This is a genomic window from Ascidiaceihabitans sp., assembly GCF_039986515.1.
Lineage (GTDB): Bacteria > Pseudomonadota > Alphaproteobacteria > Rhodobacterales > Rhodobacteraceae > Ascidiaceihabitans.
Map to the genome: position 1 here is coordinate 165,453 of NZ_JBDWQO010000009.1, position 14,269 is coordinate 179,721.

Genomic DNA, 14,269 nt, shown 5'->3' on the forward strand with positions numbered 1-14,269 from the left:
ATTGCAACCGTCAGTATGAAGCATCTTGAGAGAACACCAAATCGCTATACCTGATGCGCAACCAACACGCAGCCGATCCAGACTAACGATCTTCGCGTGACATCGCCCCAAGCAGCCGCACTCTGGATGCTTTGCGTTCGGGCAAGATCACAGCACTTTGGGCGGCGAATTTTCCAGTATATGCGCCGTTGAAAAGCATACGTTTGCCCCTGTACGCATCCAGTTTCAAATTGCGTTGGAAGCTGTGGCCCAAACCCGCAATGCGGTAACCCGGAGCCATACGCGTCGGTTCCAGATACCCTTCGACCGACAATTGCACCAATGGCCCAGCGGCCCCAAAGAACCGCCCCGATGTCACTTTGGTGACATTCAAGATCCCAGTCAGCGGATCATATTGGCCCACCACCGTTGCGAACCCACCCGGCTGCAAAGATCCGACACCCGCACCGCGTACTTTCGTGCCGCCCACCTGCATGACATTGAACCCCGACGCGCGGGACACATCGCCTGACACCAAATGCTGTGTCGGTTTTACGATTTCAACCGCGCTACCAATCACAGATTGCCCACGCCACAAGCCAGACACTTTGACAAACGCCCCCACGTGCACAGATGGCACGCTGCGGGCCAACACCACATCAACTCCGTTGACACGCAACAGCCGTCCACCTTGCGTCACCCCTTCAACCGGTCCCACCAAGGGATGCGTGACATGAACGCGGCGGGCGACAAGCTGATCTGGCCCGCCTTGGGCCTCAACTGTCAAACTGTTCCCCAACCGCAAGTCGGCTTCGCCGATCGCACCAAACCCGTCAGTGAACAGGGTTGTCTTATCCGTCTGCACATAATTCCCACCGACGATCAAACTGCCAAATTCCGTCAGAACCCCGACGATGCCGGTTCCCCCGATGCCACCTTCCACGGGCGCTTCGATACTTTGCCCGAAACTGGTCCGGGGCAACAGCAAACACGCTGAAGCCCCGACGATCATCGCGCGACGCGTTACAGGCTTTGAGGTCATTGGGGATCGTTTCCTTTCGGGGCTTCGCTTTCGTCTTCTTTGTAAAAGAACACACCGTATCTAAAGCGTTGTTTTCCTTCGGCCAACACCTTGTCGGTGCTTTGCATGTCTGCCGCCAACTTATTGATTTTCAACAACGTATCCTGGCTGAGGCTGCGTGCTTGGACTTCTAATTTGTCAACGGAGGACGCCGTCAGGTGGTTGTAAAACACGGCACGTTCCAACAGCTTCGGTTGCTCTTCCAGTAGGTTTTCCACAGCCGCTGCCATATGGTCCCCCAAGTTGTGCGCGAAAAAGTGCATGCGTTGATCGGTGTCGGCAGGCCCCACCAACACATCCATATCCAACGCGATAAGATCATCCGTTTGATACACAATGTCTTGGCGGATCAGCTCATCCAGAATCGTACGTGGCCGAACATCGCGGCTGACAGATTGCACCAGCGCGTCAAAACTCGGGGCTTGTCCTGAGCGTTTGATCGCAACAGGCGCACCCTGCGCATTGGCATAAACCGGATCAGACAGCCAGCGCCCGACAACTGACGTCAAGGTGGAAACCTTGCGGCGCAGGCTTTCTTCCGCGTGCCGGTCGGGGTCCCTAAATTCTTTCACATCACGCCGGTGCACACCTGTCATGACACTGATGCGGCTGTCTGTGGCGTCGCGGCCCAGCAGTTCAACAGCTGTTTCTACATAGGTTTGTTTCACCACATGGTAAAAAGCGGGGGCTGCGATCCCTTTTGAGATCAACATGCGCATCATCGGGCGCAATACAGTCTTTAAGGCTCGTTCAAATATTTGGGCGTTCGGGGAAGGATCGGCACTGTTCATACGGTGAGAGTATCGCCAAGTGTGCAAATTTTCCACAGCTTTTCGTGTGCCCCTAAGGACCAAACGCCGCACTGAAAGGATCCTGTCCTCAGGCATCTGATTACGCGTCCAATCGCCACAACGACTTTGTCCGCCAAAGTTGCTTTTTTCACCCCAGCCCCGTAGGCCGATCCCAAGGGAGACCCAAATGCTTCTTCAGGCGCACCAGCTCAAAAAATCCTTTCAAAGCGTCGACGGCCCCGTCCCTGTTTTGCGCGGCATCGACTTGTCGGTCGACGCGGGCGAAACCCTTGCTTTGACGGGCGAATCTGGGTCTGGAAAAAGCACACTTTTACATATTCTGGGCGGATTGGATGTGGTGGACAGTGGCACAATTTCACTGGAAGGTCGCGACATCACGGGGCTTGATGACACGGGTCGGGCCGCTTTGCGCCGTGATACGTTTGGTATTATCTTTCAACAGTTTAACTTGATCCCTTCCCTGACCGTCGCCGCAAACATCGCGTTTCAAGCGCGTCTGGCTGGAAAAGCGTCTGCCGATGGTCTCGCACATCTTGCCGACGCTTTGGGTTTGACCGAACAGTTAAACAAATACCCCGAACAATTGTCGGGTGGACAACAACAAAGGGTCGCAATCGCGCGCGCTTTGGCTGTGCGTCCAAAGCTGGTGCTGGCCGATGAGCCCACTGGCAATTTGGACGAAGACACAGCCGAACAAGTGCTAGCCCAAATGTTGGACCTTGTGGCGGACACCGGCGCTGCGCTGATCATGGTGACTCACTCGCCTACCTTGGCCAATCGCATGGGACGCAGGTTGCATCTGCGTCAGGGACAGCTTGCATGACGGCTGCAGGCTTTCACGCGCTTTGGTCACATTGGCGGCGCAACCCGTTGCAATTGTTCACACTTGTTGCAGGGCTTGCTTTGGCCACTGCCTTGTGGTCGGGCGTGCAAGCCGTCAACGCCGAAGCCCGCGCCAGCTACGGCGCGGCTGCTGCAACCTTGGGCGAAGGGCAATTCGATCAGCTGTTACCGGCACAATCGGACACAATTGCGCAGGCCGATTACATCGCATTGCGCCGTGCAGGCTGGCAAGTGGGCCCCGTTGTGGACGGTCGACTGGACGCGGACGGCACCCAAATCCGCATCCTTGGGATAGATCCGTTAACGGCCCCGAACGGATTTGACGCAGTCGGAGAAGGGCAACCCGTTGATCTGGTGGGCTTTTTGTCCAAACCTACAGTTTTTGCAAACGCGGACACGGCTGACCTGCTTAAAGGCCTCGGGGTGCGGGTGATCGAGGATGCGGGCGTGGCCAGCGGCATGGCGATCACCGATGTATCAGTGGCCCAAGATGTCCTGTCACTGCCCGGACAATTAAGTCGGCTTGTGATTGCGAACCAACAGCCGCTGGGGGTTCCGCCGCTGGCAGATGTCGTTCCCAACCTGACCCGTGTCGCCGCACAATCTGGCACAGACGTCGCACGATTGACCGACAGCTTCCATTTGAACCTGACAGCCTTCGGGTTGCTAAGTTTTGCAGTTGGCATTTTCATTGTGCACGGCACCATCGGGCTGGCGTTTGAACAAAGACGCAGCATGGTGCGGACATTGCGGGCTTTGGGCATGCCTTTGCGGCGCGTTATGGTCTTGATGGGGGTTGAGCTGATTGTGCTGGCCTTGATCGGGGGCGGTGTGGGCGTGGTCATGGGATACCTGATCGCAGCAGCTTTACTGCCGGATGTCGCGGCGACCCTCAAAGGGTTATATGGCGCGGACGTGTCTGGCACCTTACAACTTAGACCAAGCTGGTGGATTTCGGGATTGCTGATTTCGGTTGCCGGCACTGGGGTCGCGGCAATCGGGTCTTTGATGCAGGTTGCACGCATGCCCCTGCTGGCAAGTGCGCGTCCACAGGCCTGGTTAACCGCATCTTCCGCACGGCGCATATTGCATGTCGCGATTTCGGGTCTGTTGCTTGCTGTGGCGGTGGCTTTGGGGGTTTGGGGCAAAGGTCTGGTATTAGGATTTGTCATGCTGGGGGCGTTGTTGATCGGCGCCGCATTGGCCTTGCCGTTGATTTTGGATGTGGCTTTGCGCCTTGGGCAAGCCCGTGCGAGGCATGTGATTTGGGAATGGTTTTGGGCCGACACCCGTCAACAATTGCCAGGCCTTAGCCTTGCCTTGATGGCCTTGCTGTTGGCAATGGCGGCCAACGTGGGCGTATCTACGATGGTGTCGAGCTTTCGATTGACCTTTGTAGGGTTTTTGGACCAACGCTTGGCTTCAGAGCTTTATGTCACCGCGCAGACACCCGCACAAAGTGAAGCCTTGCAAGCATTTCTAAAGCCGCAAGTGCGTGTCATTTTGCCTGTTTTGTCCGTGCAAACCGATCTTGCCGGACTGCCTACGGATCTCTACGGCGCCCGCATCGACAGCACCCACCGTGACAACTGGGCCTTTCTGGAGGCCCGTAGCGACGCATGGGACAGCGTCGATACAGGGCGCGGCATCATAATCAACGAACAACTGGCACGCCGCGCGGGTCTTTGGGTGGGCGATGACGTGTCTTTGGGGGGCAGCCGTAGTTTGCCCGTCGTGGGTATTTACGGCGACTACGGCAATCCAATCGGGCAAGCCATCGTTCAGGAGGATCTGTTCAATGCCCTGCACCCCAACCAAATTCCCACCCGTTTCGGGCTGCGCACAGACACCCCGGACAGCGTGCGCAAAGCCTTAATTGACGACTTTGGACTGCCAGAGGCAAACATCATTGATCAAGCAGGGATCAAAGCATTCTCGCTGTCCATATTCGAACGCACTTTCACCGTAACCGGTGCTTTAAATGTGCTGACATTGGCCGTTGCAGGGTTTGCGATTTTTATGAGCCTTCTTACACTGGCCTCTATGCGCGTGCCGCAGTTGGCCCCCGCTTGGGCGCTTGGTCTGACACGACGCAAACTGGGGCAACAGGAATTGACCCGTGCTGCCATTTTGGCCGTTTTGACCGCAACAGCGGCCATTCCTTTGGGCTTGGCATTGGCATGGGTGTTGTTGGCTGTTGTCAATGTCGAGGCTTTTGGGTGGAAGTTGCCTATGTATGTCTTTCCCGCAGCTTACGCAAAACTATGCGGGTTTGCTTTGCTGGCTGCCATCGTCGCGGCACTTTGGCCAGCTTTGCGTTTGGCACGAACACCCCCCACCGATCTTTTGAAGGTTTTTGCAAATGAACGTTAGGGCTTTGGTCTTTTTGCTGTGTTTGCCCGCTATGGCGTGGGCCCAAGGGTTCGGAGGCTTGGGAACCCAAGCAGATGGCTTCACAACGCCCCGTCCCAACCCTGTTTTCGACTTCCCGCAAGATCATGGCCCCCACCCCGACTACCGGATTGAATGGTGGTATCTGACGGCCAATATGACGGGACCGGATGGCGCGGAATACGGGCTACAATGGACGTTGTTCCGGTCTGCGCTTGCCCCTGAGGCCGGGGTCGGATGGACTTCGCCCCAAATCTACTTCGGACATGCGGCCGTCACCACAAAGGACGCCCATTACGTGTCCGAACGCTTTGCAAGGGGCGGCATCGGACAGGCTGGCGTGACACCCGCCCCTTTTGAAGCATGGATTGATGACTGGCATCTTAAAGGCGACAACTTTGACACGATGCAGATGCACGCCACCGGACCGGAATTTGCCTATGATGTGACACTGGACGCCCAAGGGCCGCTGGTTTTCCATGGCGACGGTGGCTTTTCCGTGAAATCGGCAAAAGGCCAAGCCAGCTACTACTATTCGCAGCCTTTTTATGACCTTAGCGGCACGCTTACCCTGCCGGACGGGCCTGTTCCGGTCACAGGCACCGCGTGGTTGGACCGCGAATGGTCGTCGCAGCCTTTGGCCGACGATCAGTCCGGTTGGGACTGGTTTTCGCTGTCCTTTGAGGATGGCAACAAATTGATGGGGTTCAGGCTCCGCCAGACCGACGGTACGTTTTTTGCATCCGGAACGTGGATTGCGCCCGATGGGACACCGACCGCGTTGCGCCCCGACGACTTTATCGCATCCCCCATGGCACTGTCGGATGTGGGGGGGCGCGACGTTCCGACGACTTGGCGCGTGCAGGTGCCCCGGTTCAATGTGGACGTCACCACAACGGCCCTGAACCCGCAGGCCTGGATGGCCGTGTCATTGTCCTATTGGGAAGGGCCTGTGACAGTACAAGGATCACATACGGGGCGTGGTTACCTGGAAATGACCGGCTACGAATAGCGCTACTTTTCGAACAAAACGTCTTCCAAAAGCAGTGCATCCAACCCCGACGTCATGAACATGGCCACCGCGTCTTCAACGCTGTGCACGATCGGTTTGCCCATAATGTTGAAACTGGTGTTCAACACGACCGGCACGCCTGCCGTTTCACCCATGGCACGACACAGCGCGTGCATCCATGGGGCGTCGGTCTCGGTGACTGTCTGCAACCGGCCTGTTCCGTCTTCGTGCACCACGGCTGGCACTTTCTCGCCCTGCCCCGCAGCCCATGGCAAGGTGAAAGACATGTAGGGTGCAGGCTGCGCATGGTCGAACCATAGGCTGGCATCTTCGGCTGGAATAACAGGAGCAAACGGGCGGTACGCTTCGCGGCCCTTCACAAGCATGTTGATGCGGTCTTTCATGTCCGGGACGCTTGGGTCAGCCAGAATGGACCGGTTTCCCAATGCACGGGGCCCGAATTCGGCGCGGCCGCGCATGACGCCGATGATTTTGCCGTCTTTGAGCAGTTGCGCCACCTTGGCCACAGACCTGTCCCCACACTCGGTCACGCAGGCCACTTTGCAATAATCTTGTGCTTTTGTGATGGCTTCGGGGTTTGGACGTGCGCCCAAGTAGGCTGTGCCTGTGCCTTTGGGAATCTGCTTTTGCTTGGTGTCGTCCATCCAGGCCAAAAGGGCTGCACCCACTGCGTTTCCATCGTCACCGGGGGCGGATGGCACCGTGACGCTGGTGACATTGAACCGCCGTGCGATGGTGCCGTTGTAGGATGAATTGAGCGCACAGCCGCCCGTCAGCACCAGATTAGCCGGGCTGTCGGGCAACACAGCTTCAACCACTTGATCCGTAATATGCGCGTAGGCAGCTTGCGCAGAAGCTGCAAGATCGGCACCCTGCATGATAGGATCATCCGCGCCGCGACCGTATGTTTGCGCCATGGCCAACGCCTGCTTCACGATGCCGGTATCCGCAAAACGTAACCTGCCCCGATCCACAGTCACTGTCGCGCACAGCGCATCGACCAAAGCAGGAATCGGCGTGCCGAAGGCCGCAAGCCCCATCAGTTTCCATTCTTCCCCCAAGCGCCAATCAAAGCCCGCCAACAGCGTCAACTTGGAATAGAATGCACCCAATGACCCGGGCCCCCAAGACCGCCACCGGCGTTTGATCTGTCGATCGGTCATGTCGTAAACTGCGGCAGCGCCAGCTTCGCCTTCACCGTCAATCACCAGACACACTGCGTCGTCATGGGGCGTCTGGTGGCAGGCGGCGACCGCGTGGCACAGATGATGCTCAAAGCGTTTGATGTCCGGCATCTGCCCGTTTGCAAACCCCTGCCGCATCACGCCAGCCCCCATCGCGGATTGCGCGTTTTGGTGCACATGCCATAACCACAAGGCATGGTCTGCTGGCATCATCAGATCGACCATATCAGGGGGCAGATCCACCTTTTGGGTTTGCCATGTACTGGCAACCACCAGCTTGTCTTTGTTCGGATCCGCACCAACGGCCTTTAAAGCTTGCGCCAGATGCGCGGGATGATCTGCGGCCACACTCCACGCGCGTTTGTCTTGCATGTAGCGTTCGGTTGCTTCTGCAAAAACCAATGTTCCGCGTTCGTCGACAATCGCCAACGCCGGGTCATGTCCAGTGGTGGACAGGCCCAGATACCACGTGGTCATTTGGCCGCTTTCAGCGCCAATACCGCAGTCGCAAAAGCACCCAAAGTATCATGTTCGAAAATCATGGATGGATCAATTTCAACGTCGAATTCGTCCTCTACGTCACCGCACAACAAAACGGCATCGATACTTTCCAGTCCAATGTCGATCAAAACCGACTCTTCGCGGACCTCTTCAAGCGGAAGATCGGTGCGTTTGGCTATTTGTTCACGCAAGTAATGCGTCAAATTTGAGTCGGACATAAGGTTTCTCAATCAATAGTGGAATTGTAAGTCTATAAAATCGTTAAATAAATACAGGCCTACAAATCGCACTTTAAGGACTGCATTGCAACAGTTTGGGACATCTCAAAATAGCGATGCCCTTGAGACGTCAATCGAATGTTAGGAAACCGTGCAAAAACGGCAGGAATTGCACGCCTGAGCAACAAGCGCGACAAAGACGCACCAACACAATGGTGCAGCCCGTGACCAAAGGACAAATGCCCCGTTGTTTTGCCCCTGTTCACAGCGTTCAGATGGATGCAGGCCGTGTCTTTTGCATTGAAAGCCAACCCGTCAACCTGCTGGGTGTTTCGCGCATGCCGGTAGATAAATTTGGGCGATCCGCAGGTGGACATGATTTCCTCGATCCGCGTGTTTGTCCAAGCCGGGTCCGCCACATCCTGTCGCAGATCCCACGGCAAGCTCAGAACCCAATGCAGCGCATTGCCCAAAGTATGGCTTAGGTTGAAACTGGCCCCGTACAACACCAAAACCAAGGCCGCGATGTCTGCATCGTCGTATCCTTCGGGGGGATTTTGCTGCAGGTGATCTTGCAGTGAAACGGCCCCTGATGGGGCATCCTCGGTACGTGCGCGGCCAGTGCTGACCAGCGACATGGTCTCTGCAAACACCTCTTGCAGTTGCAAAATCTGGCGCATGGGCAACAAAGGTTCAAGCACGTCCTGCAAGACAGGCGCCAGCGTGTCAAAGCGGTCCAGATCGGAAGGATGCAACCCTAAAATCGGCTTGGTGATGGCCCGAAAGACAGGATTTGCAAAGTCCTCGACCAGATCGGGGGCACCTGAAGCTTGCAAAGCGTCCAGCGCCACCTGAATGCGATCATCAATAAGCCCATGCCAAACGCGCAGTCGGTTTTGGCCAAGAACTTGCATGACAGATTTGCGCGCCGCAGCGTGACGCGGGCCTGACATAAAGAACATCGCGTTTTTGGCGATATGAATAACCGGGCTTAAGTCACGCCCGCTTTTGTCGTGCAATGCCTGCAAGTGGGCTTCCATTTGCGGCGGCGCAAAACCTTTGTCATCCGTGATAATGGCGCGCGCGGTCGTGTGGTCCTTTACGTTCCACAGCTTGGCAGCCGGCTTTTCACACAGTGGCACGGGGGTGCACGGAAGCGCACGTGGCCCTTGCAACATTGGCGACACCAGAAAACTGCAGCGGTCTTTGTGCAGGATCATATCGGGAAACCGACGGCTCAGTGCTGGCAAAGCCCGCAAGATGAACAACCGTGCAAAAGCTTCGCCGGGGCATTTGTGCCGCCCGGCCCCGAAGGCTTGCGTCGGGCTACGCACCCCGTTCGGGCGGTCTTGCGACAACCAATCCTTGCGCAACGCAAGATTGCTGGCCTGCATATCAAGGCTGATGTGTTGGTTGTGATGGACAGGACACCCGCCAACATCACCGTCGGCATCGGATACTCGGCCTACAAAACGCGTCGACAAATAGACACTGAGCACCTGTTCCAGTTTGCGGTCCGGCCAATCCCGCTGGCCTGCGTCTTGCCATTCCCCTTGCCCATGCATCAACAGGCCCCATGCTGCAAACCCAAGCCCCAAACCCGCCGAATGGGCCGCCACAAACAAGCTTAGGCCAGTGTCACGCACCATGTTTTCCTTGTCCGGCACGTCACCCAAGGCGGCGGCCACGTGGCTGGACAAAGTTGCAGGGCCATCTGCCTGTGTGTCCATGTTGGGTGCAACAAGCCCTGTATCATTCAACCAGGCATTCATTTTTCGCAGTTCGCGCAGACTTAGGAATTTTTCGGTGAACTTGCGCAGGTCCGCGACCGCATTCAGCATTTCGGCCTGCCCCTTGGGATGCGGATCAAAGCCGATGATCGGCAAAATCACATCGCAAAACAGAGGGTCCACAAAATCGCGCATGAGGTCTGCATCTTGAATCTGTGCCAAAGCATCCAGTCGCACCGCAATCGCGGCGTCCATCATGGGCACCCAAGCATCCAGCGCTTTTTCAGAAAAGACAGCGGCGATCAAACGCCGCGATTGCAGGTGTGTATCGTCACTTTGGTAAATCAACGAATGCTGTGCAAAACGACGGACGGCGGACAAATCATGCCCCGACGCCGCTTCGATCTGTTCCAGATAACCTTGCAGCGCAAAAATCGAAAAGTCTTTACCACGTAAAATCCGGTCCACATCCTGCGGGTCGGAAAATGTCAGCGTGGGCAATTTGTTCAAGCTTCGGGTCATGGTGTCTCTGGTGTCGACTTTGGGCCAAGGCCTGCGTGCATCTCGCCTTGTTGGTAGGTTCTGGCACATATTCTGCGTCGGACCTTGCCGCTGCTGGTTTTTTCTAAAGTGCCGCGCGGCAAAAAGCGAATGTCTTTTAACTGAACCCCGAAAGCACCGCGCACCGCACGTGTGATGGCGCGGCGCACTGTGTCTGCGCCGTCAAAATCACGCGCCTTTTCGGTCACTTCGATCAGCAATGCGGCGTCACTGGGAACAGATGGGTCTGGCGCAAAGGCCGCCGCGGCCAGTTTGTTCAGACGGTCATCCATGGACGCCGCCAACCACTCAATTTCGGTGGCGGCCACGTTGCGTCCATGCACAATCAGCATGTCTTTCAAACGCCCCGTCACAAACAGGTCATCCCCCTCAATCACGCCCAGATCTCCGGTGCGCAACCACGTTTTGGCACCTTTGGTCACAAAACGATCGGCCGTGTCCTGCGGCGCATTCAGATAACCGCCTGTGCAGCTTGGCCCATGCACCCAAATCTCACCTTCAACGCCATCACAACAAAGCTGCCCATCCTCTGACATGATACCAATGCATTGGCGGGTCTGTGGCGTTAGGCGGCAAGGCGCCAGTTTGTGGTCATGCGGCGCATCGTGATCAGGTTGCGCCCCAGCGACAAACAATGCGTTTTCCGCCATCCCGTAGCAGGCAAAGCTAGCACCTTTCGGCAATCCATATGCCTCAAAACGGTCCTGGAAGGCGGGCAACAAATCGGCAGGCACAGGTTCTGCACCGCAAAAGGCTTGCTTCAACGAAGAAAGGTCCAATGCCGCGCAATCTTCTGGCGCAATCCGTTTCAGGCATTCGGCGTAAATAAACGCAGGCCCCCCCGTGATCGTAGCTTTGAAATCCTGCACAGCCTGCAGCCACGTCAACGGTTTGCGAATGACATCAAACGGGCTGAGTTGAACGCTAGTGCCGCCAAAAAGGATCGGATACAGCAAACATCCCATAAGCCCCATATCATGGTAATGTGGCATCCAGTTCACCACGACGGTGTCGCGCCCCAACCCCCATGTTTGCACCACAAGGGCCGCATTGGCGATGATGTTTGCGCCACTCATTTCCACACCTTTGGGCATGTGTGTCGACCCAGACGTGTATTGTAGCAACACGGTAGACGGGGCCACGGAAGCATCCAGCGAAGGCACATCAGACGCCGCCAATAGGGTTCCGTCAGCGTCATAGATCGGGCATTGCACGACATCATTGTCAGTAAGGCTGCGCCGCAATCCAGCCGCGCTTTGCGTCTGGGTGATCACGGCGCGCGCGCCGCAATCGCGCACGATATGCGGCAGACGCGGATCACCTGCTTTGGCGGGCGGCATCGCGGACACGATGATGCCCTCCAGAAGCCCCGCAAGCACAGCCGTTACAAACCCCAAGCCATGTGGCATCGCCAATGCCAAAACATAGCGGCCCGGTCCAAACGACTTGCGCCAGATCCGAGCCTGTTGTTCCGCAGCCTCAAGCAGCGCCTGCCCGCTTATTTCGGTGGCTTGCATGCCACCCGAGCGGTGCAAAAACGTCATGATTGTCTGATTTTTGCGGTCCAATAAACGGGCGCGCAACATGTCCGCCAAGGATGGGTCGCGGGGTGTGTCAGGCACGCTTTTGGCCCAGTCCATTGTACACAAGATGCTGCCACATCGGCGCACTCAGATCCTGATTTTCCGGCCCACTGCACATAACCCGCGCCACACGCGCCAGGTAATCTGCCGCCCAGATATTGGCCGCGTCCTGAAACGGCATATCCTTTGGGGGGACGTCCATCTCTTCGATCTCGAATGTGATCCGGCCGTCACGCCACAACGGTTGCACCCAGATCATAGGAACACCAAACGCATGCGCCAGCTTTAAGGGCGTGGTCGAAATCGTGACAGGAACGTCAAACACCGTGCCCGTAGCCCCCTTACCGCTGCGTCCGCCGCTTTGCCACAACGTGGGGGAATCCACCGCCATGCCAATGGTTTTTCCTGCGGCCAGCGCCTGCACCAAAGCCTTCGCCGCGTTTTGCGGGTTGTATCCAACAGTGATCAGCCTGTCCTTTTGGCGGTCATCAACTGTATGCGTGCGCAAATAAGCCAATTCACGCCCCGCCAAGAGGCCCTCGTCGAGCGCACATGACACCGACGGCCCGCCATGACTGGACATAAAGATCAAAGGCCCTGTGGTCTGGCCATGAACGCCCAAAGCTGATCGATCAGGAAAATCTGTAAATTCCGCAATGTCCTGCGCCCGCGGCGCAATATGAGACACCCGCCGCGTGTTCGCTGTCGCCATACGCGCAAGACGTTGCCACATGCGAAAACCCATGTCGGTATGACCGGATACGGCCCATGCCGCGTTCACAGCCAGTGGCACTGGCAATCCACTGGCCTTTTGATCAAGGCGTGCGCCGATAGCGGCCATAGACTGAATATCGGACGGATCGCCCTTTTGCAGAACCGGCAACCTGTGTGCGTTCTGTTCCGGGCAGCCAAAACTACACTTTGTCATGGTTTCGACTGTGCGAAACAGGTCCAGATGCACACCGCTTTCAAAGGCGTTTTGTGCCCATGGCGTACACACTTCAAACGCATCATTGGCAGCGCCGAATTGCAGCAACACCTCAACCAGTTCCGGTTCAAACTGTGTTTTGCCCAGCCCAACCAATTCGGCTTGAACACGGTGCGCCTGGTCCAGCTTTTCGATGCGCATATAGCTGCGCATAAGTTTAACCCCGAAAGCCATTTTTCGGGCGGATTGCAACGCGAACAAATGTTCGAGCGTAGCAATGCTTTCGGCGCTTCGCCCTTCGATCGTGTCGATTGTCGCACGCAACGACAAAGCGTCCAGCGAATTGGGCACTTGTTCCAAAACACGGGTCAGGGCCGCACGACAGGCTGTGAAATCCAACAGTTTGTAGTGACACCGCGCAACCTTCATGGATCGCATACGATTTTGACCGGCATTGGCATCAGCCAGTTTGAACTGGCGCAACGCACCGCGCCAGTCTTCCTTTATGTATAGTAGATCACCAAGATCCAAATGCGTCTGGAACGACGATGCGCCATCGTCCTCAACCGACAAAAGCTGCCCCATACGCGCATTGATCCGCGCATACGCGGCGCTGTTCGGACGCCCGGACAATGCATCCAGATTCAATTGAATTTGCAAGGCCTGCAGCGTAGGCAAACTGCTTTGCAGCAATGCATTGGCGGTGTCCAGATCATTTACGGACACCGCAAGCTGGGCACGCTGCACAATGAAAACATGATCTTCAGGTTCATTTTGAAGGACCGCATCCAAAAGCGATGCAGCTTCTTTATGGCGCAGGTTTTTCGCCAGCACATCGCAATGCACCGTTAAAACTCCGCGATCCTGCGGCCATGTTGCATAGGCGGATTGTGACAACTTCAGCGCTTTGGCAACATCGCCTTGCGCCAAGGCAAGCTTTATCTTGGCGATTGCCATTTCGCTGCTGCTGTCGTCTACCAACAGCGCGTTTACGTCGTCAAAGTCCCCCAGTACCCGCGCCGTTTCTATTAGCAACTGCCGCGCCTGCCGGTCGTCGCTATGGCTTTGAACATGTTTGCTTAGGACTGCTTTGGCATCCGTCAGGGACATCATCATGCGCAGGATTTGCGCCCGCATGACCATGGGGCTGGCGTTGTGGACATCTTCGTCGGAAAGCGCATCCAAAAGGGCCAAGGCATGGTTCAACGCCCGTCCCTTTCGTGCCATCCTGATGTCTTTCAAGGTCACCGATTTTGGTCCCGTCGACGTAACCTGCGCATTCAATATCCCTGTCTCAGGCATGAGACATAATCTATTTACATAAAATAACATTTCAATGATCGCCCAAGTCGCAAGCCGTGTAAATCAGCGCAGCTGGGCAATCATTGCAGTCGTACCTAGAGGTTTCAATGGGATTTTGGATTT

At 56.4% G+C, this 14,269-nt stretch carries 10 protein-coding genes; 3 read left to right on the plus strand and 7 right to left on the minus strand.

Translation table 11 applies throughout. The features are described 5' to 3' along the window. Positions 1-82: 82 nt before the first annotated feature. Positions 83-1,021, minus strand: coding sequence for a hypothetical protein (locus tag ABJL60_RS09925; RefSeq protein WP_348376184.1), 939 nt, complete (start codon positions 1,019-1,021; stop codon positions 83-85). Continuing rightward, positions 1,018-1,947, minus strand: coding sequence for a DUF6502 family protein (locus tag ABJL60_RS09930; protein WP_348376185.1), 930 nt, complete (start codon positions 1,945-1,947; stop codon positions 1,018-1,020). The genes ABJL60_RS09925 and ABJL60_RS09930 overlap by 4 nt, the downstream gene beginning before the upstream one ends. A 91-nt stretch (positions 1,948-2,038) precedes the next feature. On the opposite strand from ABJL60_RS09930, the gene ABJL60_RS09935 reads away from it, so the two are divergent. From ABJL60_RS09935 to ABJL60_RS09945, 3 genes are read left to right on the plus strand one after another with little or no spacing between them, the layout of a single operon-like run. Next, on the plus strand, positions 2,039-2,695 hold the full coding sequence (locus ABJL60_RS09935; protein ID WP_348376186.1) for an ABC transporter ATP-binding protein: 657 nt from the start codon (positions 2,039-2,041) through the stop codon (positions 2,693-2,695). Then, positions 2,692-5,088 carry an FtsX-like permease family protein gene (locus ABJL60_RS09940; protein WP_348376187.1) on the plus strand — a complete coding sequence of 799 codons (2,397 nt, stop codon included), beginning with the start codon at positions 2,692-2,694 and terminating at the stop codon, positions 5,086-5,088. Before ABJL60_RS09935 ends, ABJL60_RS09940 begins: the two co-directional genes overlap by 4 nt. Beyond that, positions 5,078-6,118, plus strand: a complete 1,041-nt coding sequence (locus tag ABJL60_RS09945) for a lipocalin-like domain-containing protein (protein WP_348376188.1) — start codon at positions 5,078-5,080, stop codon at positions 6,116-6,118. Before ABJL60_RS09940 ends, ABJL60_RS09945 begins: the two co-directional genes overlap by 11 nt. A 2-nt stretch (positions 6,119-6,120) precedes the next feature. On the opposite strand, the gene ABJL60_RS09950 is transcribed toward ABJL60_RS09945, so the two are convergent. The 5 genes from ABJL60_RS09950 to ABJL60_RS09970 are packed head-to-tail and all read right to left on the minus strand — an operon-like array spanning position 6,121 to position 14,146. Then, a complete protein-coding gene (locus ABJL60_RS09950) occupies positions 6,121-7,800 on the minus strand; it encodes a carbamoyltransferase C-terminal domain-containing protein (protein ID WP_348376189.1) in 1,680 nt (559 codons plus the stop codon). Next, positions 7,797-8,042 carry an acyl carrier protein gene (locus ABJL60_RS09955; protein WP_348288815.1) on the minus strand — a complete coding sequence of 82 codons (246 nt, stop codon included), beginning with the start codon at positions 8,040-8,042 and terminating at the stop codon, positions 7,797-7,799. Before ABJL60_RS09955 ends, ABJL60_RS09950 begins: the two co-directional genes overlap by 4 nt. Before the next feature lie 59 nt (positions 8,043-8,101). Beyond that, a complete protein-coding gene (locus ABJL60_RS09960; protein ID WP_348376190.1) occupies positions 8,102-10,294 on the minus strand; it encodes a cytochrome P450 in 2,193 nt (730 codons plus the stop codon). Further along, positions 10,291-11,955 carry an AMP-binding protein gene (locus ABJL60_RS09965; protein WP_348376191.1) on the minus strand — a complete coding sequence of 555 codons (1,665 nt, stop codon included), beginning with the start codon at positions 11,953-11,955 and terminating at the stop codon, positions 10,291-10,293. The genes ABJL60_RS09960 and ABJL60_RS09965 overlap by 4 nt, the downstream gene beginning before the upstream one ends. Further along, a complete protein-coding gene (locus ABJL60_RS09970; protein WP_348376192.1) occupies positions 11,948-14,146 on the minus strand; it encodes a hypothetical protein in 2,199 nt (732 codons plus the stop codon). The genes ABJL60_RS09965 and ABJL60_RS09970 overlap by 8 nt, the downstream gene beginning before the upstream one ends. Positions 14,147-14,269: the final 123 nt, after the last annotated feature.

Bases quoted from the DNA above. Each gene is read 5' to 3' on its own strand.
- ABJL60_RS09930 (WP_348376185.1), bottom strand. From the start codon at position 1,947: ATGCCTGAGGACAGGATCCTTTCAGTGCGGCGTTTGGTCCTTAGGGGC.
- ABJL60_RS09950 (WP_348376189.1), bottom strand. From the start codon at position 7,800: ATGACCACGTGGTATCTGGGCCTGTCCACCACTGGACATGACCCGGCG.
- ABJL60_RS09940 (WP_348376187.1), top strand. From the start codon at position 2,692: ATGACGGCTGCAGGCTTTCACGCGCTTTGGTCACATTGGCGGCGCAAC.
- ABJL60_RS09945 (WP_348376188.1), top strand. From the start codon at position 5,078: ATGAACGTTAGGGCTTTGGTCTTTTTGCTGTGTTTGCCCGCTATGGCG.
- ABJL60_RS09960 (WP_348376190.1), bottom strand. From the start codon at position 10,294: ATGACCCGAAGCTTGAACAAATTGCCCACGCTGACATTTTCCGACCCG.
- ABJL60_RS09935 (WP_348376186.1), top strand. From the start codon at position 2,039: ATGCTTCTTCAGGCGCACCAGCTCAAAAAATCCTTTCAAAGCGTCGAC.
- ABJL60_RS09955 (WP_348288815.1), bottom strand. From the start codon at position 8,042: ATGTCCGACTCAAATTTGACGCATTACTTGCGTGAACAAATAGCCAAA.
- ABJL60_RS09925 (WP_348376184.1), bottom strand. From the start codon at position 1,021: ATGACCTCAAAGCCTGTAACGCGTCGCGCGATGATCGTCGGGGCTTCA.
- ABJL60_RS09970 (WP_348376192.1), bottom strand. From the start codon at position 14,146: ATGCCTGAGACAGGGATATTGAATGCGCAGGTTACGTCGACGGGACCA.